The 22,066-nt window shown below is 68.6% G+C and carries 22 protein-coding genes and 1 pseudogene; 15 read left to right on the top strand and 8 right to left on the bottom strand.

What is annotated here, in order from left to right; genetic code table 11:
• Positions 1-17 precede the first annotated feature (17 nt).
• Complete coding sequence (locus AB0L60_RS05315) at positions 18-1,052, bottom strand: alpha/beta fold hydrolase (protein ID WP_364607572.1); 1,035 nt, start codon at positions 1,050-1,052, stop codon at positions 18-20.
• A 483-nt stretch (positions 1,053-1,535) separates the two neighbouring features.
• On the opposite strand from AB0L60_RS05315, the pseudogene AB0L60_RS05310 reads away from it, so the two are divergent.
• The 4 genes and pseudogenes from AB0L60_RS05310 to AB0L60_RS05295 all read left to right on the top strand — a co-directional run.
• Positions 1,536-3,002, top strand: a pseudogene (locus AB0L60_RS05310) (DEAD/DEAH box helicase); the annotation flags it as partial.
• 1,170 nt (positions 3,003-4,172) lie between these two features.
• The gene (locus tag AB0L60_RS05305) at positions 4,173-5,396 is read left to right on the top strand and encodes a PQQ-binding-like beta-propeller repeat protein (RefSeq protein WP_364607569.1); all 1,224 of its coding nucleotides are present in this window, start codon (positions 4,173-4,175) and stop codon (positions 5,394-5,396) included.
• Between the two features lie 84 nt (positions 5,397-5,480).
• Complete coding sequence (locus AB0L60_RS05300) at positions 5,481-6,080, top strand: acid phosphatase (protein WP_364607566.1); 600 nt, start codon at positions 5,481-5,483, stop codon at positions 6,078-6,080.
• A 14-nt stretch (positions 6,081-6,094) separates the two neighbouring features.
• Positions 6,095-6,574 (top strand): GNAT family N-acetyltransferase, encoded by a 480-nt coding sequence (locus AB0L60_RS05295; protein ID WP_364607563.1) that lies wholly within the window; start codon positions 6,095-6,097, stop codon positions 6,572-6,574.
• Positions 6,575-6,707: 133 nt separating this feature from the next.
• On the opposite strand, the gene AB0L60_RS05290 is transcribed toward AB0L60_RS05295, so the two are convergent.
• On the bottom strand, positions 6,708-7,145 hold the full coding sequence (locus AB0L60_RS05290) for a hypothetical protein (protein ID WP_364607560.1): 438 nt from the start codon (positions 7,143-7,145) through the stop codon (positions 6,708-6,710).
• A gap of 198 nt (positions 7,146-7,343) precedes the next feature.
• Between AB0L60_RS05290 and AB0L60_RS05285 the strand changes: the two genes are divergently transcribed.
• Positions 7,344-8,282 carry a diacylglycerol kinase family protein gene (locus AB0L60_RS05285; protein WP_364607557.1) on the top strand — a complete coding sequence of 313 codons (939 nt, stop codon included), beginning with the start codon at positions 7,344-7,346 and terminating at the stop codon, positions 8,280-8,282.
• A gap of 255 nt (positions 8,283-8,537) precedes the next feature.
• Entirely contained in the window at positions 8,538-8,792 is a 255-nt protein-coding gene (locus AB0L60_RS05280; protein ID WP_011211115.1) for a WhiB family transcriptional regulator, read from the top strand.
• Between the two features lie 304 nt (positions 8,793-9,096).
• On the opposite strand, the gene AB0L60_RS05275 is transcribed toward AB0L60_RS05280, so the two are convergent.
• The 4 genes from AB0L60_RS05275 to AB0L60_RS05260 all read right to left on the bottom strand — a co-directional run bounded on the left by AB0L60_RS05275 (position 9,097) and on the right by AB0L60_RS05260 (position 12,285).
• A complete protein-coding gene (locus AB0L60_RS05275) occupies positions 9,097-10,611 on the bottom strand; it encodes a histidine kinase N-terminal domain-containing protein (RefSeq protein WP_357002128.1) in 1,515 nt (504 codons plus the stop codon).
• Between the two features lie 88 nt (positions 10,612-10,699).
• Complete coding sequence (locus AB0L60_RS05270) at positions 10,700-10,915, bottom strand: biotin/lipoyl-binding carrier protein (protein ID WP_364607552.1); 216 nt, start codon at positions 10,913-10,915, stop codon at positions 10,700-10,702.
• A 354-nt stretch (positions 10,916-11,269) separates the two neighbouring features.
• Complete coding sequence (rsrA, locus tag AB0L60_RS05265) at positions 11,270-11,545, bottom strand: mycothiol system anti-sigma-R factor (protein WP_354834147.1); 276 nt, start codon at positions 11,543-11,545, stop codon at positions 11,270-11,272.
• A gap of 8 nt (positions 11,546-11,553) precedes the next feature.
• Complete coding sequence (locus AB0L60_RS05260) at positions 11,554-12,285, bottom strand: sigma-70 family RNA polymerase sigma factor (RefSeq protein WP_354834144.1); 732 nt, start codon at positions 12,283-12,285, stop codon at positions 11,554-11,556.
• 290 nt (positions 12,286-12,575) lie between these two features.
• On the opposite strand from AB0L60_RS05260, the gene ybaK reads away from it, so the two are divergent.
• The 4 genes from ybaK (at position 12,576) to AB0L60_RS05240 (ending at position 15,934) form a co-directional block, all read left to right on the top strand.
• Positions 12,576-13,070, top strand: coding sequence for a Cys-tRNA(Pro) deacylase (ybaK, locus tag AB0L60_RS05255; protein WP_364607547.1), 495 nt, complete (start codon positions 12,576-12,578; stop codon positions 13,068-13,070).
• A gap of 155 nt (positions 13,071-13,225) precedes the next feature.
• The gene (locus AB0L60_RS05250; RefSeq protein ID WP_364607544.1) at positions 13,226-13,774 is read left to right on the top strand and encodes a MarR family winged helix-turn-helix transcriptional regulator; all 549 of its coding nucleotides are present in this window, start codon (positions 13,226-13,228) and stop codon (positions 13,772-13,774) included.
• Positions 13,771-15,468, top strand: a complete 1,698-nt coding sequence (locus AB0L60_RS05245; RefSeq protein WP_364607541.1) for an MDR family MFS transporter — start codon at positions 13,771-13,773, stop codon at positions 15,466-15,468. Before AB0L60_RS05250 ends, AB0L60_RS05245 begins: the two co-directional genes overlap by 4 nt.
• Before the next feature lie 172 nt (positions 15,469-15,640).
• Positions 15,641-15,934, top strand: a complete 294-nt coding sequence (locus tag AB0L60_RS05240; RefSeq protein ID WP_364607538.1) for a hypothetical protein — start codon at positions 15,641-15,643, stop codon at positions 15,932-15,934.
• A 73-nt stretch (positions 15,935-16,007) separates the two neighbouring features.
• On the opposite strand, the gene AB0L60_RS05235 is transcribed toward AB0L60_RS05240, so the two are convergent.
• Positions 16,008-16,775: an SOS response-associated peptidase gene (locus tag AB0L60_RS05235; protein WP_364607535.1), complete on the bottom strand. Its 768-nt coding sequence runs from the start codon at positions 16,773-16,775 to the stop codon at positions 16,008-16,010.
• 131 nt (positions 16,776-16,906) lie between these two features.
• Between AB0L60_RS05235 and AB0L60_RS05230 the strand changes: the two genes are divergently transcribed.
• Positions 16,907-18,415: an aldehyde dehydrogenase family protein gene (locus tag AB0L60_RS05230; RefSeq protein WP_364607532.1), complete on the top strand. Its 1,509-nt coding sequence runs from the start codon at positions 16,907-16,909 to the stop codon at positions 18,413-18,415.
• 19 nt (positions 18,416-18,434) lie between these two features.
• On the opposite strand, the gene AB0L60_RS05225 is transcribed toward AB0L60_RS05230, so the two are convergent.
• Positions 18,435-18,728, bottom strand: coding sequence for a hypothetical protein (locus AB0L60_RS05225; protein ID WP_364607529.1), 294 nt, complete (start codon positions 18,726-18,728; stop codon positions 18,435-18,437).
• A gap of 202 nt (positions 18,729-18,930) precedes the next feature.
• On the opposite strand from AB0L60_RS05225, the gene aroA reads away from it, so the two are divergent.
• The 4 genes from aroA (at position 18,931) to AB0L60_RS05205 (ending at position 22,049) form a co-directional block, all read left to right on the top strand.
• Complete coding sequence (gene aroA / locus AB0L60_RS05220; RefSeq protein ID WP_364607526.1) at positions 18,931-20,214, top strand: 3-phosphoshikimate 1-carboxyvinyltransferase; 1,284 nt, start codon at positions 18,931-18,933, stop codon at positions 20,212-20,214.
• Positions 20,175-21,218 carry a ribosome small subunit-dependent GTPase A gene (rsgA, locus tag AB0L60_RS05215; RefSeq protein ID WP_364608533.1) on the top strand — a complete coding sequence of 348 codons (1,044 nt, stop codon included), beginning with the start codon at positions 20,175-20,177 and terminating at the stop codon, positions 21,216-21,218. Before aroA ends, rsgA begins: the two co-directional genes overlap by 40 nt.
• 72 nt (positions 21,219-21,290) lie before the next feature.
• Positions 21,291-21,509, top strand: coding sequence for a hypothetical protein (locus AB0L60_RS05210; RefSeq protein ID WP_364607523.1), 219 nt, complete (start codon positions 21,291-21,293; stop codon positions 21,507-21,509).
• 15 nt (positions 21,510-21,524) lie between these two features.
• Positions 21,525-22,049, top strand: coding sequence for a nitroreductase family deazaflavin-dependent oxidoreductase (locus tag AB0L60_RS05205; RefSeq protein WP_364607520.1), 525 nt, complete (start codon positions 21,525-21,527; stop codon positions 22,047-22,049).
• The last annotated feature ends 17 nt before the right edge of the window (positions 22,050-22,066 follow it).

Raw genomic sequence — 22,066 nt, 5'->3', positions numbered from 1 at the left:
TTGCAACACAACGCAATTCAGGGCTGGTCGCGCAGGAACTTGTCCAGATGGGTCCACGTGGTGTCGCGGGCGATGAGAATGCCGAGGTGGGAGCCGGGTGCGGTCTCGTACCGCACCTGCGGCGAGCCGGTCAGCGTCGTCGTCCCGTGCTCCACGGCGGCGGCCGGGGTGATCACGTCGTTCGGTCCGCCGACGAGCAGCACCGGCCGGGTGATGTCGGCCAGCGCGATCCGCCGCTCGCCAAGGTGCACCACGCCCTTGCCGATGTCGTTGTTGAGGATGAAGCGGCCCCACAGCTGGTTGTAGAAACGCCCCGGATAGCCGGGCAGCGAATTCTGGAACCGGTCGATGGTCTCCATCCGGGCCAGGGTCGCGGTGTCCGCGAGATTGCTCGCAATGAAGAACGGCCGCCTGAGTTCCCGATCCCAGGCGGTGGCGCGGTAGGCGATCCGGGTCAGCTGCGCCGAGACCCCGCCGGCGGCGCGAATGGCCGCGGTGGCGGTGCGGCCGCCGTCGATGCGCGCCAGGGTGCGCAATTCGCGCGCACCGATCATGTGGTCGTAGCTCAGCGGCGCACCAACGGCCGTGATGGACCGGATGGGCAGCGCCTGATCGGCCGCGGCGGTCAGCAGGGCCAGGACGCCGCCGATGGACCAGCCCACCAGATCAACCGGACGGCCGCCGCGATCGGCCGAGACCTCGCGGATGGCCTCGGGCAGGATGTCGTCGATCCAGGTCTCGAAGCCCATGCGCCGGTCCTCGAAGGTGATGTCGCCGTAGTCGACCAGGTAGGGCGCGCGGCCGGTCTCCAGCAGGAAGCGGGCCAGGCTCTGATCGGGGCGCAGGTCGAAGCAGAAGGCGGGCGCGGCCAGCGGCGGGACCAGCAGCACGGCCGGATCGTCGGGGCCCGCGCCGTCGTAGCGGCGCAGTTCGCGATGCGGCGCGTCGGACAGCACCGTCGACGGGGTGGATTCGGGGGCCTCGATGCCGTCGCCGAAGGTCAGCGACCACATGTTGCGGGCGGCGGTGGTCACGGTGTCTGCCAAGCTCACCGCACCACCTTCGCAGATAGTGCTACACGGCGTATCACCTATGTGAGCAACTCAACTGTCCCCGCGGTGGCCGACATGGTTGCCCCCGGGCGAATTATGGTGCGCCACAATCATTAACGACAATGCGAAACCCCGGATCAGACCCTCTTTCGCTACCGATAAGCGCGCCGAACAGCGCAATAACGCCGCACATTAGCGGTGGCGGAAATCAGGGCGAAGGCCGTATCACGCTACAATCTCCGCGGACGGCGGAATTTACGCCCGTAGTCCACGGAAAATGTGCGCGCACTCCGATCCGCAGCACTGCACCGCCGCGCCAGGTCGACGCCCATCCACCGGAGAGGCATCCCGCAGCGGCGAGAAACACGGATCAAGTGGTCGTCGCGGACCGACCGGGTCCGCCCCACGCCTCGTGCGCGCGAGACGCGATAAACGAGGAAAGGCAAGAACCTGAGCAAGATCACCGTAGAGCAGGAACCAGGTGTGGCGGACACGCTGCTGACCGCGGAACTCGACGACACCCACCTCGCTCCCACTTTCGCCGAATTGGGCGTGCGGCCGGAAATCGTCCGGGCCCTCGCCGAGATCGGCATCGAACGCACTTTCGCCATTCAGGAACTCACCCTGCCGCTCGCGCTGGCCGGTGAGGATCTCATCGGCCAGGCCCGCACCGGTATGGGTAAGACCTTCGGCTTCGGTGTGCCGCTGCTGCACCGCATCGCCACCGGCGGCTCCGGCACCAAGGCCCTCGACGGCACCCCGCGTGCACTCGTCATCGTGCCGACCCGCGAGCTGTGCATCCAGGTCACCCAGGATCTGGAGAACGCCGCCAAGTATCTCGACGACAGCACCGGAACCAAGGTGCGCATCACGTCGATCTACGGCGGCCGCCCCTACGAGTCGCAGATCGAGGCGCTGCGCGCCGGTGTCGACGTGGTCGTCGGCACACCGGGTCGCCTGCTGGATCTGGCCGAGCAGCAGCATCTGATCCTGGGCAAGGTGCAGGTGCTGGTCCTCGACGAGGCCGACGAAATGCTCGACCTGGGCTTCCTGCCCGATATCGAGCGCATCCTGAATATGGTTCCCGAGCAGCGCCAGACCATGCTGTTCTCGGCCACCATGCCGGGTCCGATCATCACCCTGGCCCGCACCTTCCTGAACCGGCCGACGCACATCCGCGCCGAGGAGCACCACGAGTCCGCGGTGCACGACCGGATCACCCAGCTGGTCTACCGCGCCCACGCGCTGGACAAGAGCGAGCTGGTGGCTCGGATCCTGCAGGCCGAAACCCGCGGCGCGACAATGATTTTCGCGCGCACTAAGCGGACCGCGCAGAAGGTCGCCGACGATCTGGCCGAGCGCGGCTTCGCCGTCGGCGCGGTGCACGGCGACCTGGGGCAGATCGCGCGCGAGAAGGCGCTCAAGAAGTTCCGCGAGGGCAAGATCGACGTGCTGGTCGCCACCGATGTGGCCGCCCGCGGCATCGACATCGACGACGTCACCCACGTCGTCAACTACCAGTGCCCGGAGGACGAGAAGACCTACGTGCACCGCATCGGCCGCACCGGCCGCGCGGGCAAGACCGGTGTCGCGGTCACCCTGGTGGACTGGGACGAGCTGAACCGCTGGAGCCTCATCGACAAGGCCCTCGACCTCGGCATCCCGGAACCGGTCGAAACGTATTCCCGCTCCCCCCACCTGTACGAGGAGCTCGGCATCCCGGAGGGCGTCACCGGCGTCATCCGCAAGCGCAAGCCCGAGCGCGACGAGGACGCCGTCGTGGTGGAGCGCGAACGCCGCAGCACCCGCAGCCGCAGCCGCCGTCGTACCCGCGGCGGTCGGCCGGTCGAAGGCGACGCGGCCGTGGTGACCACCGAAACCCCTGCCACCGAGGCCGATTCGGCCGCCGGTGATCCGGAGAAGTCCGGCCGCCGTCGCCGCCGTCGCCGCCGCGGCAAGGGCGGCGACACCCCGGCCGACGCCATCGTCGCGACTACGGTCGAGACCGGACTCGACGCCGACGGCCCCGCCGAGGTCGCCGATGTCGTCTCCGAGGATGCCGGGGACGGCGCCCGCCGGGGACGCAAGCGCACCCGCCGCGGAGGCAAGGGTTCCGGCGAGGGCACCGGCGTGACCGAGGCCGCCGTCGACGTCGTCTCCGAGGCCGCGGCCGCCGAGACGCCCGCGCCGGTCGAGGCGAGCGTGGCCACCACGACGGCCGAGCCGGTCGCCGACGCGGTCGTGACCGACGCGCCCCGCAAGCGCACCCGCCGGACCAAGGCGGCCGCCAAGGCCACCGTCGCTGCCGCCGAGGCTCCGATCGCTGCCGCCGAGGGTCCGGTCACCGCCGCCGAGGCCCCGGTCGACACGGAGTCGACGGTCGTCGCCGAGACCGAAGCCGCGGCAGCGGCTCCCGTGACCGCCGAAGCGGACGCGCCCCGCAAGCGCACTCGCCGCACCAAGGCCGCCGTGGCCGAATCCGGCACCGGCGCAGAGGGTTCCGCCGTCGCGGTGGAATCGGCTGCCACCGGTGGCGACTCGGCCGAGCCCGCCCTGCGGGCGCCGCGCAAGCGCACCAGCCGCGCCGCGAGCACCGCACCGACCGCCGCGAGCACCACGCCGACCGCCGACGAGACCGCCACCGGCGCCGCCGACGAGGTCGCCGCGGAGGCTCCGAAGAGCGCGCCGCGCAAGCGGACTCGCAAGGCCGCGGCTGCGACCGTCGAGGCCAACGGCGCCGCCGAGGCCAACGCCGAAGCGGCGGACGGTGCGGAAGCGCCGAAGGCCGCGCCCCGCAAGCGGACTCGCAAGGCCGCCGCGGCGACCGTGGATGCCAACGGCGCGGCCGAGGCGGTCGCGGAGGCGGCTAACGGTGCCGAGGCGGTCGCGGAGACGCCGAAGGCCGCGCCGCGCAAGCGGGTCCGCAAGGCCGTCAAGGCGGAGGTCGAAGCGGTCGAGTCGGGTACTGCCGCAAGCGGTTCCGACGAGCCCGCGGCGGCGGCTCCGGTGCGGCGGACGCGGCGGAAGAAGGCCGACGTGGACGCCGAGGCCGCCGTGGTGGTGCCCGATACCGCGGTCGCGGCCTCGGCCTAGCCGCGCGGATCGGTTACTCTCGCTGTCGTGCTCGCACCCGAGCGGCGGACGCGCGCCGATATTCTCACCGCTGTCGCGATCGCCGCTCTGGTGGCGATCGCGGCAGCGGTCGTGGCGCTGACCAGCGATGTGCGCGGCACCCACGCGCAGTCCGCGAACCACACCCTCACCCCGCCACCGGCAGCCGACTCGGTGCCTGCGCAGGTCAAGGAGCTGTGGCACGCGCCGGACGGCGCGGCCATGCGCTCGCTGACGGTGGGCGCGGTGGCCGTCACCGCCGACGACGGCACCGTCATCGGGCGGGATGCCCGCACCGGCGACGAGGTCTGGAAGTATCAGCGGGACATGCCCTTGTGCGCGGTGGAGGTCCAGTTCGGGACGGTCATCGCCACCTACCGGGATCAGCGCGGCTGCAGTCAGACCACCCTGCTCAACGCCGAGACCGGGACCCGGGTGGCGGCGCGGTCCAGCTACATGGACAAGCGGATCACCCTGGCCCCGGACGGCACCTATGTGCTCGCGCTGGGCGACGACCGCCTGGAGATGTGGCGCTCGGATCTGGTCCGCACCCTCGAATACGGCTATGTGGACGCCCCGGTGAATCCGCACACCCAGCCGCGCACCGACTGCCGCCTGCTCTCGGCGGGCTCGGCCCCCAGCCGGGTGGCGGTGCTGGAACGCTGCCCCAAGGACCCCGCCGACCGGCTATCCATCCTCAATCCCGCGCCCAAGGACGGCACGGTGCCGGAGGAGTACAGCACGCACGTGCTCAACGAGCCCGGCGGCGCGGTGGACGGGGCGCGCGTGATCGCGGTGTCCGACACCCGGACCGCGCTCTACCTCCCCGCCACCCCGACCACGCCTCCGGTGCTGACCATCTATGACGTCAGCGGCAATCTGCTTGCCACCCACCAGGTTCCGGCCTTCACGGACACCGCCATGGTGGCGCGCCTGTCCACCGGTTTCTTCGTCTTCACCGGCGACAGCCTGATCGCCCTGAACCCCACCACCCTCGACCCCCAGTGGGGCGCCCAGCACGTGCTCGGCACCCCGGCGCTGATGGCCGGCCAGCTGGTGGCCCCGGTCCCGGACGGCCTGGCCGTCCTGGATCCCGGCACCGGCGCGCAGGTCTCGCGAATCCCGCTGCAGCGCAGCGACTATCACAACGAGCCCATCGCTCTGAGCGTCTCGGGCAGCGTCTTCCTGGAGCGCCGGGGCACCCAGGTGTACGGCGTCGGCGCGACCGCTTGACCCGGCCGCCCTCGGGTGCCGGAATCCGACGGGTCTCTGCCGCCCGCTAGGTATTCGGGGAGGCGGTGGAGCATGATCGAATTCATGAGTGGTGGCGAATTCCGGTTGGTAGTGCTGCGACACGGGGAGACGGCCTGGTCGGCCGCGCGCCGCCACACCGGCCGCACCGATGTGCCGCTCACCGAGATCGGCGAGGCGCAGGCCCGGGCCGCTGGAAAACTGCTGTACGACATGGAATTGCGGAATCCGCTGGTGCTGTGCAGCCCCCGGCAGCGCGCGCTGCGCACCGCGGCGCTGGCCGGGCTCCCCGGCGTCGTCGTCGACGACGATCTGGTGGAGTGGGACTACGGCGAATACGAGGGCCTCACCACACCCGAGATCCAGCAGATGTCCCCCGGCTGGACCATCTGGACCGGCGAGACACCCGAGGGCGAGACCGCCGAGCACGTCCACAAGCGCGCCGACCACGTGCTGGCCACCGTCATCCCCGAACTCGCCACCCGCGATGTGGTGCTGGTCGGCCACGGCCACTTCTCGCGCGCGCTCATCGCCCGCTGGGCCGAGCTCGAGGTGATCGAAGGCCGCCGATTCTTCCTGTCCACCGCCGCGGTTACGGTGCTGGGACACGACCACCAGGCTCGAACCGTGCTCGCGCACAATCTGGTTCCGCCGCTCAACCCGTAGGAAGGGGCCGCCGAATGATTCGCCGCGCCACCCCCGCCGACATCCCGGCGCTCGTCCAGCTCGTCCACGACCTGGCCGAGTACGAGAAGGCCGCTGACGAGTGCACCCTCACCGCGGCCCAGCTCGAGACGGCCCTGTTCGGGCCGCAGCCCGCGCTGTACGCCCATGTGGCCGAGACCGATCACGGCGTGGTGGGCTGCGCCATCTGGTTCCTGAACTTCTCCACCTGGAAGGGCGTGCACGGGGTCTATCTGGAGGACCTCTACGTCAAGCCGGAGGTCCGCGGCCGCGGGCTGGGCAAGAGCCTGCTCGCGACGCTGGCCCGCGAAGCCGTCGAGCAGGGGTACGCCCGCGTCGACTGGTCGGTGCTCACCTGGAACACCCCGAGCATCGACTTCTACGAATCCATCGGGGCCGAGCACCAGCACGAGTGGACCGGCTACCGCCTGCGCGGCGCGGCCCTGGCCCGCCTGGCGACGCACGCCGACGACTGAATCGCCGCGGCATCCGAATTCGCCGCAGCATCGCCGGAAAGCGCTCGCTCACCCGAGTGGTGGGCGAGCGTCCAAAAACTCGCTCACGGGCCACTGAGCGACGATTACGGCGACTCTGCGCAAACCGCTGCGGCTACTCCTCAACGGAACCGTAGCCCGCGGCCATCCACCGATTCGAGGCCGGAGCGAACAGCGCACCCAGCGCACCCAGCGCCAGCAATCCCAGCGGCGCCCCGAACTCGGGCCGGTCCGAGGTGAACATGTAGTACGCGACACCCAGCAGCAGCAGCTGGGTCAGCGTGGCGATGGCCCGCCCCCACCGCTTCCCGCGCATCAGCCCGATCCCCGCGGCCAGCACCGCGCCGCCCAGGATGGCCGCGTACCCGGCGGTGAGATAGCTGTTCTTGGGGCTCTGCGCCGACCCGTTCACGCCGACGACGATCAGCACGACCATCGCGACCAGGCCCAGCGCGCCCTCCAGGGCGACCAGCGCGCCCGCCACGCGCACCGTCGCGGGCACCACGTCGCTCTCGCCCGCTGGCTTGTTCTCGCCGTTGTTCTGCTCAGCCACCCGCCCAGCCTACGACCGAGCGTCGTTGCGCAGTGCACCCGTCCGGCCGAAATCAGTTCGGAACTGGCACTTCAAGGTTCGCGGCCGTCTCGTTCTGGACTGACGGAGCGGGGGAGCGAAGCGGAGGAGCGGAGGAGGGAAGAACGAGACTTCGGGGCCGCGAACCCGCCGGAGCGAAGCGGAGGCAAAATAGGCACCGTGCGGACCCTGCTTATCGTGAACCCGAATGCCACTTCGACCACTCGGTCCACTCGCGATCTGCTCGCTCACGCACTGGAAAGCCGCACTCAGCTGACCGTTCGCCACACCGAGCACCGGGGGCACGCCGCCGAGCTGGCGCGCTGGGCCGCCGACACCCGGATGGACCTGATCGTGGTGCACGGCGGGGACGGCACGGTGAACGAGACCGTCAACGGTTTCCTCCCGCTGCCGGGTGAGCCGCAGCGGGAGTGGCTGCCGCGGCTCGGCGTCATCCCGGGCGGTTCGGCGAATGTGTTCGCGCGCTCGCTGGGCATCGAACCGGATCCGGTGACCGCCACCAATCAGCTCATCGATCTGGTGGCCGACGACGCGGACCGCCGGATCGGGCTCGGCGTCGCCGACGATCGCTGGTTCCTCTTCAGCGCCGGTGTCGGGCTCGACGCGGATGTGTGCGAGGCCATCGACGCCAAGCGCGCGGCTGGCAAAACCGCGACGCCCGCTCGTTATCTGCGCACCACGGTCCGGCAGTTCTTTCGCGCAAAACGGCATGCCCCGCAAGTGCGTCTCGACATTCCAGGTAACGAACCGGTCACGGACGTGCATTACGCATTCGTGACGAATGCCAGTCCCTGGACTTATCTCGACAACACGCCCGTGGTCACCAACCCGGGGACCACATTCGAATCGGGCCTCGGAGTGTTTGCCATGCGCACCATGGGCGTTCTGCCCACCCTGCTGGTGGCCCGGCAGTTGCTGGCAGCCCATGGAGATCCCAAGAGCCGCACCTTGTTTCGCGATGACGACGTGGCGGCCGTGACCGTCACCGCGGCCGAACCGATCGGCTTGCAAATCGACGGCGACTTCATCGGACGCCGCAACATGGTGAATTTCACAGCCGTCCCGGATATCCTCGATGTGGTCGCGCCGAAGCCCTAGCCGGTTCGACACGCCCTAGAAACATCGCGGTTGCGCTGCGAAAACTGGCTCAACCGAGTACAAATGACACGGCGGATCCCCATGTAGGGGTCTTACAGCGTGAGCTTCCCCACGGTGCACCGGGTATCTATTGACATCTACGGTGTTCGTGAAAGCATTCACAAGCAACCGTGCGGAAACATTCGAGTCGCACAAGTGAACGGACCACAAACCCGAGGGGCAGCGCCGTGCGCGCCCTAGCAAAGGAGCAGAGGAATGGACTGGCGCCACAAGGCCATCTGTCGCGACGAGGACCCCGAGCTGTTCTTCCCGGTGGGAAACAGTGGTCCGGCGCTCGCGCAGATTGCCGATGCCAAGCTGGTCTGCGCTCGCTGCCCCGTCACCGCTGACTGCCTTTCCTGGGCCCTGAAGTCGGGCCAGGATGCCGGCGTGTGGGGTGGTATGAGTGAAGACGAGCGTCGCGCGCTGAAGCGCCGCAACGCGCGTACGCGTACCCGCACCGTCGTCTAACCAGCTAGGCGACAGGCGTTACGGCCGACCCCAGCCTCGCGGCCGCAACGCAATTCGGCCCGGCACCAAATTCAGGTGCCGGGCTTCAGTGTGTTCAGGGCCCCGAACAGATCGGAGGCTGTCCTGCACAACTGATTTCGTAAGGCCGGGGTAACTCGTCGGGGACGTCCAGAAAGTGAGCGGGCACCCGGCCGCCGGTCCGCGACGCGAATGGTTGGGCGCCCACTCATCGGCAAAAGGCGCGGAGAGGCGGATAAGCCGCAGATTTTCCCTACGCCCGGACTCGCGCGCCGCGCAATATGTTTCAGCGGGCGGAGCGACGGCCGAGGGGAACTCGCAGCACCGCGTCCGTGCCGACATCGGCGCCGGGATGAAGTCCGATGGACCCGCCCAATTCCGCCGTCACGAGAGTGCGGACGATTTGGAGACCCAACCGGTCGGAAGCTTCCAGGCTGAATCCGTCGGGCAGGCCGCGGCCGTCGTCGCTGATGATGACATCGAGCCAGCGCGCCGAACGCTCGGAACGGATTGTGACAGTACCGTTCTCACCGGCATCGAAGGCATGCTCGATGGCGTTCTGCACCAGCTCGGTCAACACCATGACCAGCGGCGTCGCCCGTTCTGCGGAGAAGACGCCGAGCGATCCGGCCCGGCGCACCTTGATGCGGGCGGTGTGCACGGTCGCCACATCGGCCATGATCGGCAGCAGGCGATCCACCACCTCGTCCAGATCGACCTCTTCGTCAACCGACATGGACAGCATTTCGTGCACCGAGGCGATCGAGGTGACCCGGCGGACCGATTCGGTCAGGGCCAGGCGGGCCTCCTCGTTCTCGGTGCGGCGGGCCTGCAGCCGCAACAGCGCGGCCACCGTCTGGAGGTTGTTCTTCACCCGGTGGTGGATCTCGCGAATCGTCGCGTCCTTGGACAGCAGCGCGCGGTCGCGCCGCTTCACCTCGGTGACATCGCGGACCAGCACCGCGGCCCCGGCGAGTTCCCCGTGCGGGCGCAGCACCAGGGTGCGCAGCAGCACGGTCGCCCCGCGCGCCTCGACTTCCATTCGGCGCCCGGCCTTTCCGGCCAGGGCCGCCTGGATGTCGCCGACGACTTCCTGCGCGTCGAACGGATCGGTGATCAGCGAGCGGGTGGTCAGCGCCAGATCCTGGCCGACCAGGTCGTTCTGCAAACCCATGCGGTGATAGGCCGACAGGGCATTGGGGCTGGCGTAGACGACGGTGCCCTCGGTGTCGAGGCGGATGAAACCGTCGCCCGCGCGGGGGCTGGAGTGCGCGCCGGTGCGGTCCTCGAGCGCGGGCCAGGTGCCGTCGGCGACCATCTGGCACAGGTCGTCCGCGCAGGACATGTAGGCGATCTCGAGGCTGGAGCGCATCTTGCGACGCTGGGTATCGGTGTCGCGGCCGAGCACGGCGATGATGTCGTCACCGACCCGGACCGGAATCGCCTCGCGCATGGCGTGCACGGGATGCGGGTGATAGACGCCGGTGAGGGCGGTATCGGTTTCGGTACGAGCGATGTCGGCGGTCAGCAGGGCCTCGAACACCTGCGGATTCGCCTCCTTGGTGGCGAGGGTGCCGACCAGATCCTCGAGGTGCACGGTGGGCGCGGTGGTGGGGCGGCACTGAGCGACGCACACCACCTCCGCGCCGGCACTGACCGGGCCCGTGCCCACCCAGAGCAGCAGATCCGCGAAGGACAGATCCGCCAGCAACTGCCAGTCCCCCACCACCCGCTGCAAATGGTCGACGGCCGCACCCGGTAGATCGGTGTGCTCGGCCAGTAGCTCACTCAGTGTCGACATTCACCCACGCTCCTCTGTTCCCACGTCGCGTGTATGTTCCCACGGGACACGGCAAGGGCGCGTCAGGAGCAGGTCGGGAGCTCGTCGCTCAGGAGATGACGGCGATCAGGTCACCCTGCTGCAGCACCTGGCCGGGGCTGACGTGGATGGAGGCGACGGTGCCCTCGATCTCGGAGATGACCGGGATCTCCATCTTCATCGACTCCAGCAGGACCAGGGTCTGGTCGACGCCGACCTTGTCGCCGACAGCGACCTCGATGTTCAGCACAGTCGATACCATCTCGGCCTTCACTTCCTCAGCCATGTACACCTCTCGCGTTCGCGTTGACCCGTAGCCCCTGAAGGTACAGCCAACCACACATGACAGAATGGCGGCCGACTGAAGGGAGATTACCTATGGGTAAGCGTGGACGTAAGAAGCGTGGCCGCAAGAAGAGTGCCGCCAACCACGGCAAGCGGCCGAACGCCTGAGCCGTAGCGAAAAGCTCGAAAACTGCTGAGCGGCACCACTTCCCATCGGGAAGGGTGCCGCTCAGTTCCGCCTCTCCGGGACTTCAGCGGACAGCCGGTTGCCGTTCCGACTCTCGCACCCGTGCCGGCGGTCAAGTGCCGAACCTATTTTGGACGTACCCGGTGAGTTACCCGGGTCGCCACCAAATCAGTTCTCCGGCTCCGTAACGACACGCGTTTCAACATGCGTGTAGCTGGTCCGGATCTCCATCGTCAGGCGCTGGCGCAGGGAATCCGGTGCGCGGTCGCCGCCGCATTTGCGATTCAGCAGCGACTTCAGCTTCTCCTCCAGGCCATAGGCCTCGATGCACGGCGAGCAACGGTCGATGTGCTCACGCAACCGTGCCTTCACGGTGTCGTCGCACTCGTTGTCCAGGAGCAGCCAGACATCGGCGAGCACCGCCGAGCAGTCCAGTTCTTCCATCTCGTCGCTCACTGGGTTACCTCCTCACGCGCCGCATCGCTGCCCGACCGATTGAATCCACGTTCCCGCGCCACGTCGGCGAGCAGGCCCTTGAGCTGCTTGCGGCCACGGTGCAGACGGGACATGACGGTACCGATGGGAGTTCCCATGATCTCGGCGATTTCCTTGTAAGGGAAGCCCTCCACGTCGGCGTAGTACACCGCCATCCGGAACTCCTCGGGAAGCGACTGCAGAGCGGCCTTGATGTCGTCGTCCGGCAGCGCCTCGAGGGCTTCCATCTCCGCGGAGCGCAGACCGGTGGAGGTGTGCTCGGCGGTGGAGGCCAGCTGCCAGTCGGTGATCTCGTCGGTCGGATACTGCGCGGGCTGGCGCTGCTTCTTCCGATACGAGTTGATGTAGGTATTGGTGAGGATGCGGTACAGCCACGCCCGCAGGTTGGTGCCCTCGCGGAACGAGCGGAACCCCTGGTAGGCCTTGGCGAAGGTCTCCTGCACCAGATCCTCGGCATCGGCCGGGTTGCGAGTCATGCGCAACGCCGCCCCGTAGAGCTGGTCCAGCAGCGGGAGCGCGTCACGCTCGAATCGCGCGGCCAGTTCCGCCGCGGATTCGGTACTCCTGGCACCGGATTCGCTCACCTCGTCATAGTCGACCGCTTGATCGTCGCCGGCGTCGATGCGCTCGCTGTCCGCGTCGTCATCACGCTGGCGATCGACCATGTCGTCGTCGCTCGTCACGCTAATCCCTTCGATCGCCGTAGCAATTGAATCTACCGCGAACAGGGATTCGGCCAGGAAACCGGCCGGGGGCGCGACGTCGGCGGCTCCCCTGCGGAACAGCAGCGGCCCGGTCCGCACCGGGGGCTCTTCGACCAAAACGGTCACCGACTCCTCCTTGGATGAATGGGATGCGTGCGCCCGCGAACCGTGGGCCCTGCGGTTGCTGCGAAGCGCGTACCGCGTGCAACAGGTGTGGCGCTCACCCTGTTCCCAGCACCGGAAATCCGGTTGCGTCCGCTGGATAGGGTGAGCCCATGGCTGCAGCTCCGACCCCGGCGATCAAGGCTCTGATGCAGGCGAAGGTGGACCACCGGGTGCACGCGTATACCCATGACCCGCGCAGTGATTCGTACGGGGCGGAGGCGGTGGAGGCGCTCGCGGGCGAGCTCGGGGTTACCGCCGGGCAGATCTTCAAGACGCTGGTGATCGAGCTGGGGTCGGGCGGGCTGGCGGTGGCGGTACTGCCGGTGCCGACCACGCTGTCGCTGAAGGCGGCGGCCGCGGCGCTGGGCGGCGGCAAGGCCGCCATGGCCGACAAGGCCAAGGCGGAGCGGACGACCGGGTATGTGCTGGGCGGGATTTCGCCGCTGGGGCAGAAGAAGCGGCTGCCGACCGTCATCGAAGAGTCGGCGCTGGAGTGGGATCGGGTGCTGTGCAGCGCGGGTAAGCGCGGGCTGGAGATCGAGCTCGCCCCGGCGGATCTGGTCCGGCTCACGGGAGCGGTGACGGCCGCGGTCGCGGTGGCCTGACCTGCCCCATAGGGGCGAATTGTCCGATTCTCCCGTGAGCGGAGACACAACCTCCGGAAAAAGCTTGCCAAGGGACAACTACGTCGGAATACTTGCGCCGTACAACTAGTTGACTCATACAAGCAGTTGACCGACGCAAGGAGGTGAGACCGACCGTGACCGACGATGACCCGGCGATTACCCCCACCGACATCGACGACGGCCTTGTCGACGCCATCGCCTACGAGATCGCCCGGCTCACCAAATTGCGTGACCGCACCAATGCGCAGGTCGCGTCCATGACCCAGGGCGAGATCGAACCGGCCGCGTTCAGCATCCTGTTCCAGCTGATCCACGACGGCCCGAAACGCTCGGGTGCGCTGGCCGAGGCCCTCTATTCCGACGCCTCGACCATCAGCCGGCAGGTCGCGAGCCTGGTCAAGCGCGGACTCATCGAGCGCCGCGCGGATCCGGCCGACGGCCGGGTCAGCGTCCTCGACGTGACCGACACCGGCCGCACCGTGGCCGCCCAGATCCGGGCCCGCCGCAACGACTCGCTGCGCCAGATGCTGGTCGGCTGGGATCCCGATGAACGGGAGACCTTCGCCGCCCTGCTGCGGCGCTTCGTCGACGGCTACGAGGAGACCCGGCAGCGCATGCTGGCCGATATCGCGGCCCACAAAGACCTTCAGTCCTATTACGCACCCGCGGAGAGCAATTCGTGACTACCCAAACGGAAGCGGCGGAGCCGGAGATCAATTCGGCCGGCTTCACCCACAAGCAGATCCTGGTCATCATGAGCGGCCTGATCATGGGCATGCTGCTGGCGGCCCTGGATCAGACCATCGTGTCGACCTCCATCCGCACCATCGCCGATGAGCTGCACGGCTATTCGGCGCAGGCGTGGGTGACCACCGCCTACCTGATCACCTCGACCCTGGCGACGCCGCTCTACGGCAAGCTCTCGGACATGTACGGCCGCAAGCCGTTCTACCTGGCCGCCATCTCCATCTTCGTGGTCGGCTCACTGGCCTGTTCCATGGCGACCTCCATGTACGAGCTGGCCGCCTTCCGGGCCTTCCAGGGACTGGGCGCGGGCGGTCTGATGTCGCTGGCGCTGACCATCATGGGCGACATCGTGTCCCCGCGGGAGCGCGCCCGCTACCAGGGCTACTTCCTGGCCGTGTTCGGCACCTCCAGCGTGGTCGGCCCGGTCGTCGGCGGCATCCTGTCGGGCACCGACCAGATCCTGGGTGTCACCGGCTGGCGCTGGGTGTTCCTGGTGAACGTGCCGGTCGGCATCATCGCGCTGGCCGTGGTGACCCGCGTGCTCAAGCTGCCCAAGCGCCCCGTCACCAAGGTGCCGATCGACTGGATGGGCATCTCGGCGCTGATCGTCGGCCTGGTGCCACTGCTGGTGGTCGCCGAGCAGGGCCGCGAATGGGGCTGGACCAGCAGTCATGCCATCCTCTGCTACGCGCTGGGCGCGATCGGCGTGCTGTCGTTCATCGCGGTCGAGGCCAAGCAGGGCGACGCGGCGCTGATCCCGCTGCGCATGTTCAAGAACTCCACCTTCGCCCTCGGCGTGGTCATCTCGGTGGTGGTGGGTGCGGCCATGTTCGGCGGCATCACCCTGCTGCCGCAGTACCTGCAGGTGGTGCAGGGCGCGAGCCCGACCAAGGCGGGCCTGCTGATGCTGCCGCTGGTGGCGGGCATGATGACCGGCTCCATCCTGGCCGGCCAGCTGATCGCGAAGACCGGACGGTACAAGTACTTCCCGCCGGTGGGCGCGGCGCTGCTGACCTCGGGCCTGTTCCTGCTGCACCTGGTGTCGGCCGACACCGAGCTGTGGGTCGTCATGATCTTCATGGCCATCACCGGCTTCGGCCTCGGCAACCTGATGCAGCCGCTGACCCTGGCGCTGCAGAACGCGCTGCCGCCCAAGGACATGGGCGTGTCCACCGCGGCCGCGACCTTCTTCCGGCAGATCGGCGGCACGCTGGGCGTGGCGGTGTTCCTGTCGGTGCTGTTCACCCAGCTGGCTCCGAACATCACCACCTCGCTGGAGAGTGTCCGGGGCGACCATGCCTACACGCAGGCCGCCACGAACGCGGTGAAGGGCCCCGACTCGGTCGACAAGAAGGTCGTCCTCGGCCTGTCGAACCAGGAGACCGCGCCCGCGGTCGTGGGCCAGGTGCTCAACGACAGCTCGGTGATCCAGCAGCTGAACCCGACGCTGGCGCACCCCTTCAAGGAGGGCTTCGCCAAGTCCATGGACCGGGTGTTCCTGTCGGCCACCTTCGTGGCGCTGCTCGGATTCATCCTGGTGCTGTTCTGGAAGGAGGTGCCGCTGCGCAGCGCGGGTGGCATCCAGGCCGGAAAGGAAGCCGTCGAGGCGGCGGACGCCGCGGCGGTCTGATCGGCCGGACGACGATCGAATCGGCAATGCCCCCGACGCGGAGACGCGGCGGGGGCATTGCCCTTTCACAATTCGCCCGAATTTCTGTGAGTTACTTGGGAGCGCGCAGTGAGCTTGTTGTGAACCTTTTGTCCGCAAGGTCCTATACGAACCCGAGGATGTGATGCGGTCTATGTCTCACCATCGGCGAATTCGCACGGCCGTCGCCGCCGGAGCGCTGGTACTGGCACTGGGATCCGCCCCGCTGACGATCGCGCTCGCGACGGCCGCGCCAGTGCACGCCGCTCCGGTCAATCCGAGCTTCCCCGACCCGGGCGGCGGACAGCAGCCGCAGCCGAAGAAGGACGAGCGCATCGACAAGGCGGAGAAGCTCGGCGGCAACATCATCACCAGGATGATCGACTCGATGGCCGACACTCTGAAGTGCACGCTCAATATCGGGCTGCCGACCGTGAAGTGCGGTTGAGACGAACCCTCGGAGCTCCCGTGCCCCGCTGCGTTCCGCGGCGGGGCACGGTGTCGGAACAGGAAGGAAGAGTTCAGATCAGGCTGATCTGACCGGCCTGCTCGTCCACCTGCGCCAGCAGTTCGGGGCCGTTGTTCTTGACGCTGTTGACCAGCGACGGCACTTCGCGCACCAGAATGTCCGAAACCGCTGCGGGGTAAGGCGTTTCAAACAGCGATTCGGGCGCGGGGTGGTCGGGGTCCAGCCACGCGTCCCAGTGCTCGCGCGGCATCGGCAGGGGCATGCGGTCGTGGACCTCGGTCAGATCACCGACCGCATCGGTGGTCAGGATCGCGCAGGAGAGCAGGGGCTGCGCCTCGTCGCCCTGGCTGCGGTCACGCCACACCGACCAGAGACCCGCCATATAGAGGCGTCCCCCGTCGGCGCGGGACATGAAATACGGTCGCTTGACGGCCTTTCCGAGCGCATCGGCCTCGGTGACCCACTCGTACCAGCCGTCCATGGGCACCAGGCAGCGGCGCTTCTTCACCGCATCACGGAAGGAAGCGGTGGTGGCGGCCTTGTCGGCGCGGGCATTGAACAGCGGTTTGCCCTTCACCGGGATCCCGGGCTCGGCGGCCTTGGTCCAGGGCGGGATCAGGCCCCAGCGCATGGCCCGGATGCGCAGGGTGGCCGGGTCCTCCGGGTGGTCGCGGTCGTGGCGTTCGACAACCGTGAGCACCTGATTGGTGGGGGCCACGTTGTAATTCGGATCGAAGCCCTTGTCGCCGGTCTCGTCGATAGCGTCGAGCTCGACGGCCAGCTTCGCGGGATTCGTCGTGGTCGCGTATCTACCGCACATGACGACCATGCTGCCATCGGGTGCCGACAGTCACCAGAAGTGAATCGCCCGCGATGTGATGGCAATTGACATCACTTGGACGGTATGAGACGTTCGTCTCATCACACTCTCATCAAGGGACGCCGCCAATCATGACTGCAACCGAAACCGCCCCGCTCGATCAGGCCGACACGCTGACTTCGGTCAACCCTGCCACCGGCGAGGCCCTCGCCACCTACAAGATCGATGATGAGGCGGCGGTGCGCGCGGCCGTCGCCAAGGCCCGGACCGCCGCCGCCACCTGGGGCGCGCTGACCTACGCCGAACGCAAGAAGCACATTCTGCGCTGGGGCAGCAAGCTGGTCGAGAAGTCCGACGAGCTCAGCAAGCTCATCCACGCCGAGAACGGCAAGCCCCTCGACGACGCCTTCCTCGAGCTCATGCTGGCCCTCGAGCACATCAAGTGGGCCGCCTCCAATGCCGAGAAGGTGCTCAAGCCCAAGAAGGTCGCGCCCGGCGCGTTCATGGCCAATTTCGCCGCCCACCTGGAATACCGCCCGCTCGGCGTGGTCGGCGTGATCGGGCCGTGGAACTACCCGATCTACACCCCGAACGGCTCCATCGCCTACGCGCTGGCCGCCGGCAACTGCGTGGTCTTCAAGCCGAGCGAATTCTCCACCGGCATCGGCAATTTCGTGGCCGAGGCGTTCGCCGAGGCGAATCCGGAACTGCCGGACGGCGTCTTCATCACCATCAACGGCTACGGCTCGACCGGTGCGGCGCTGGTCAAGTCCGGCGTCGACAAGCTGGCCTTCACCGGGTCCACCGCGACCGGCAAGAAGATCATGGCCGCCGCCGCCGAGACCCTCACCCCGGTGCTGCTGGAGTGCGGCGGTAAGGACGCGGTGATCGTGGCCGCGGACGCCGACGTCAAGGCCGCCGCCGACGCGGTCGCCTGGGGCGCCACCGCCAACTCCGGCCAGACCTGCGCGGGCGTGGAGCGGGTGTACGTGGACAAGTCGGTCGCCGACGAGTTCGTCGCCGAGGTCAAGCGCATCCTCACCGACATCAAGCCGGGTTCGGACGCCAAGGCCTCCTACGGTCCGATGACCATGCCCAGCCAGGTCGACATCGTGCGCCGGCACATCGACGACGCGCTGAAGAACGGCGGCAAGGCCGTGCTGGGCGGGCCCGAATCAGTCAAGGGGCCCTTCATCGAACCGGTCGTGCTGGTCGACGTCGACGAGTCCTCGGATGCGGTGTGCGAGGAGACCTTCGGGCCGACCGTCACCATCCGCACCGTCAATGGCGTGGACGAGGCCGTGGAGCTGACCAACAAGAGCAAGTACGGGCTCGGGTCGGCGGTGTACTCGAAGAACCAGGGCATGGAGATCGCCCGGCGCCTCCAGGTCGGCTGCACCTCGGTGAACTCGGTGCTGTCCTACGCGGCGATCTCGGGGCTGCCGTTCGGTGGCGTGCGCGACTCCGGCATCGGCCGCATCCACGGTGCGCCGGGCCTGCTGGAATTCTCGCGTCCGCACTCGATCGCGGTGCAGCGCTTCGCGATTCCCGGCATGGCGCTGCTGTCCTACACCCGCACCGACCGGACGATGAAGCTGCTGCGCAAGATCGTGCCGCTGATTCACGGGCGCGCCAAGTAGGGAGAGCCGCCCCTCGCGTTCAAGGAGCCGGCGGCAAGGGCGTGGGGGCGAAGAACTCCTCGAGCGGGGTGGGACCGGTGTAGCGCTGACAGTTGCAGCGCGCCCAGGCCTTGATGCCGACGCCGGTCTTGCGGAAGGTCTCGGCGTGGCAATGACCCGCTTCGCGGTCGTGCAGGGCGAGGTCGTGGCCGCAGCCGCAGACGGCCGGGCCGGCCGCGGTGCCGGATTTGCCCCGGCGGGAGCCGAATCGGCCCGCGAGCCAGCCGCCGCCAACGAGCGCGCCACCGATTACGAGGCTGAGTGGATCGATCACCCGGCCAGTATACGTACTCATATACGTATACGTCCAGGCTCGTCCATGCCCGACGGAACAACTGATCTGGTGAGTCCGGGGTAACTCATCGGGTACGGGCCCAGTCGGGCACGGCACCCGACCGCCGGTCCGCACCGCAAGTCCCGCGAGAATTATCGGTCGGCGGAAAGGCTCGGGGAGGCGGGAGTGCGAAGATGGCCTTGTGACTTTCTGGCCCGCGCCCCACGTCCGAGTTCCCGTCCACGCGACCGTGACCCTGCCCGGGTCCAAATCCATTACCAATCGGGCACTGATCCTCGCCGCGCTGGCGGATCGGCCGTCCACCATCACCGGCGCGCTGCGCAGCCGGGATACCAACCTCATGATCGCGGCGTTGCGGGCCATGGGCACCGGCATCGAGGGCGAGGGCGACACGCTCACCGTCACCCCGCCCGCCGAATTCACCAGCGCCATGGTCGATTGCGGGCTCGCGGGTACCGTCATGCGCTTCCTGCCGCCGGTGGCGGCGCTGGCGCGCGGCGATGTCGCTTTCGACGGCGACGAGCAGGCGCGGGTGCGGCCGCTCGGCACGATCCTGGACGCGCTGCGCGCACTGGGCCTCGACATCGACGGCAACCAGCTGCCCTTCGTGGTGCACGGCACGGGCGCGCTGCGCGGCGGGCCGGTCACCATCGACGCCTCGGGCTCCTCGCAGTTCGTGTCCGGGCTGCTGCTGTCGGCGGCGCGGTTCGAGCAGGGCGTCACCGTGAACCATGACGGCGCGGCGCTGCCGTCCATGCCGCACATCGAGATGACCGTGGAGATGCTGCGGCGGGCCGACGTTCGCGTGGACGCGCCCAACGATCCGCGCAAGGCGCAGACCTGGACCGTGGCCCCCGGCCCGATCCGGGCGGTGGACTGGGAGGTCGAGCCGGACCTGTCCAATGCCACCCCGTTCCTGGCGGCGGCCGCCGTCACCGGCGGCGAGGTGAGCATTCCGCACTGGCCGCGGCTCACCACCCAGCCGGGCGATGTGATCCGGGAGATCCTGGTGCGCATGGGCGCCGAGGCGCGCTTCTTCGACAGCGTGCTCACCGTGCGCGGGCCCGAGCGCCTGGCCGGCATCGACATCGACCTGCACGACGTGGGCGAGCTGACCCCGACCGTGGCCGCCCTTGCGGCGCTGGCGGATTCGCCGTCCCGGCTGCGCGGCATCGCGCACCTGCGCGGGCACGAGACCGACCGGCTGGCCGCGCTCGCCACCGAGATCAACCGGCTGGGCGGCAAGGTCACCGAGACCGAGGACGGGCTGGCCATCGTGCCCAACCCGCTCACCGGCGGGCAGTGGCGCTCCTACGCTGACCACCGGATGGCCACCGCCGGCGCGATCATCGGCCTGGTGACACCGGGCGTGGAGATCGAGGACATCGGCACCACCGCCAAGACGCTGCCGAACTTCGTCGAACTCTGGGACAGCATGCTCGGCTCGTCGGGAGCAGACCACTGAGGCGCCGCGAGTACGACGAGTCCGATGTCCGGGTACGCCCGGGCAAGGGCTCGCGTCCGCGCACCAAGACCCGGCCGCAGCACCTGGATGCCGAAGCGGCCATGGTGGTTTCGGTGGACCGCGGACGCTGGGGGTGCGTGCTGGACGGGGATCCGGACCGGCCGCTGACGGCCATGCGGGCGCGCGAGCTCGGCCGCACGCCGATCGTGGTCGGCGACCAGGTGGACGTGGTCGGCGACCTGTCCGGCAAGCCCGACACCCTGGCCCGCATCGTGCGGGTGGTCGATCGGCGAACGGTGTTGCGCCGCACCGCCGATGACACCGATCCGTTCGAGCGCGTGGTGGTGGCCAATGCCGAGCAGCTGTTCATCGTGGTGGCGCTGGCCGATCCGCCACCGCGTACCGGATTCGTGGAACGGGCCATGGTGGCGGCGTATGTCGGTGGGCTGCAACCGATTCTGTGCCTGACCAAGCACGATCTGGCCGCCGACTCCGAATTCGCCTCAGCCTTCGAGGATTTGGATCTGACCATCGTCTACGCCGGCATCGAGGATCCGCTGGAGCCGGTACTGGACCTGCTGGACGACAGACTGACCGCGTTCATCGGGCACTCCGGGGTGGGCAAGTCGACCCTGGTGAACCGGCTGGTTCCGGAGGCCGAGCGCGCCGTCGGCGAGGTGTCCGGGGTCGGCAAGGGACGGCACACCTCGACCCAGTCGGTGGCGCTGCCGCTGCCCGACGGCGGCTGGGTCGTCGACACGCCCGGTGTGCGCTCGTTCGGCCTGGCGCACATCACCCCCGACGACGTCATCCAGGCGTTCTCCGATCTGGCCGACGCCATCGAGAACTGCCCGCGCGGCTGCACCCACCTGGGCCCGCCCGCCGACCCGGAGTGCGCGCTCGACGAACTGCCCGGCAAGGAGCTCCGGGTGGCGGCCATCCGCCGCCTGCTCACCGCCCTCAATTCGAACGATCCGTGGTTCCGGGGCAGCAGCGACGCCTGAAGCTAGCCCTGAGTTAGCTGAGAAATCGCCCATTCGATACCTTTTGTGCATAACCGGCACGAAGGGATGGTCATGAGCGAAGAACTTCCCGAGTTGCAGCACGCCAATGAGCGGCGGCACAGCAATGTCCGGCCCGCACCCGACAAGGCCGATAGATCGGGGCGGGGACAGGACGATTCCGGGCCGCGGGACCAGGACGAGCCCCTGCCGCCCGCGGATCCGGACGACCGGTCCCCGGCCGGCGCGCACGATTGGCAGGACGACTGGGATCGGGCGCGCTGGGCGCCCTAGCAACATAATCGGGGCATGGCATTCGCTGAATGGCGGCGCCGGCCCGAGGCGCCCGCCCGCTGGAACCCGCTCCCGCGGCTGGGCCGCGGCCTGGCCCGCCGCCGGACCGTCATGCGCATCGCACCGGCGGTGTTCGCGCTCGAACGCTTCACCCGGCGAGTAACGCACGGCCGCAACGGAATACTCGATGTCGCGGGCCTGCCCGCGCTGCAGCTCACGGTGGCCGGCCGCCGCACCGGCCTGCCGCGCACGGTCAGCCTGCTCTACGTCCCGGATCCGTACGACGAGAAGCGCTTCCTGGTCGTCTCGTCGAACTGGGGCCTGCCCGAACAGCCGTCGTGGTCGGCCAATCTGCGCGGCGCCGAACGGGCCGAACTGCTGGTCCGCGGGGAACGGTTCCCGGTCGAGGTGCGGCAGCTGACGGGCGCCGAGCGGGATCGCGCGTGGCGGCGGGCGCTGGAGTTCTGGCCGGGTTACGCCATGGAGCAGCGACGCGCGGGCACTCGCCGTTTCCGGCTGTTCGAGCTCACCCGGACCTGATCCGAAAATTGCTGCTG

Source organism: Nocardia sp. NPDC051981 (genome assembly GCF_040680715.1).
Lineage (GTDB): Bacteria > Actinomycetota > Actinomycetes > Mycobacteriales > Mycobacteriaceae > Nocardia.
The sequence above is the reverse complement of the archived record's forward strand: the minus strand, read 5'-3'. Positions and strand labels throughout refer to the sequence as shown.

Bases quoted from the DNA above. Each gene is read 5' to 3' on its own strand.
- AB0L60_RS05270 (WP_364607552.1), bottom strand. From the start codon at position 10,915: ATGGCTGAGGAAGTGAAGGCCGAGATGGTATCGACTGTGCTGAACATC.
- AB0L60_RS05275 (WP_357002128.1), bottom strand. From the start codon at position 10,611: ATGTCGACACTGAGTGAGCTACTGGCCGAGCACACCGATCTACCGGGT.
- AB0L60_RS05205 (WP_364607520.1), top strand. From the start codon at position 21,525: ATGGCATTCGCTGAATGGCGGCGCCGGCCCGAGGCGCCCGCCCGCTGG.
- AB0L60_RS05235 (WP_364607535.1), bottom strand. From the start codon at position 16,775: ATGTGCGGTAGATACGCGACCACGACGAATCCCGCGAAGCTGGCCGTC.
- ybaK (WP_364607547.1), top strand. From the start codon at position 12,576: ATGGCTGCAGCTCCGACCCCGGCGATCAAGGCTCTGATGCAGGCGAAG.
- AB0L60_RS05300 (WP_364607566.1), top strand. From the start codon at position 5,481: ATGAGTGGTGGCGAATTCCGGTTGGTAGTGCTGCGACACGGGGAGACG.
- rsrA (WP_354834147.1), bottom strand. From the start codon at position 11,545: ATGGAAGAACTGGACTGCTCGGCGGTGCTCGCCGATGTCTGGCTGCTC.
- AB0L60_RS05280 (WP_011211115.1), top strand. From the start codon at position 8,538: ATGGACTGGCGCCACAAGGCCATCTGTCGCGACGAGGACCCCGAGCTG.
- AB0L60_RS05295 (WP_364607563.1), top strand. From the start codon at position 6,095: ATGATTCGCCGCGCCACCCCCGCCGACATCCCGGCGCTCGTCCAGCTC.
- AB0L60_RS05240 (WP_364607538.1), top strand. From the start codon at position 15,641: ATGTCTCACCATCGGCGAATTCGCACGGCCGTCGCCGCCGGAGCGCTG.
- AB0L60_RS05210 (WP_364607523.1), top strand. From the start codon at position 21,291: ATGAGCGAAGAACTTCCCGAGTTGCAGCACGCCAATGAGCGGCGGCAC.
- AB0L60_RS05230 (WP_364607532.1), top strand. From the start codon at position 16,907: ATGACTGCAACCGAAACCGCCCCGCTCGATCAGGCCGACACGCTGACT.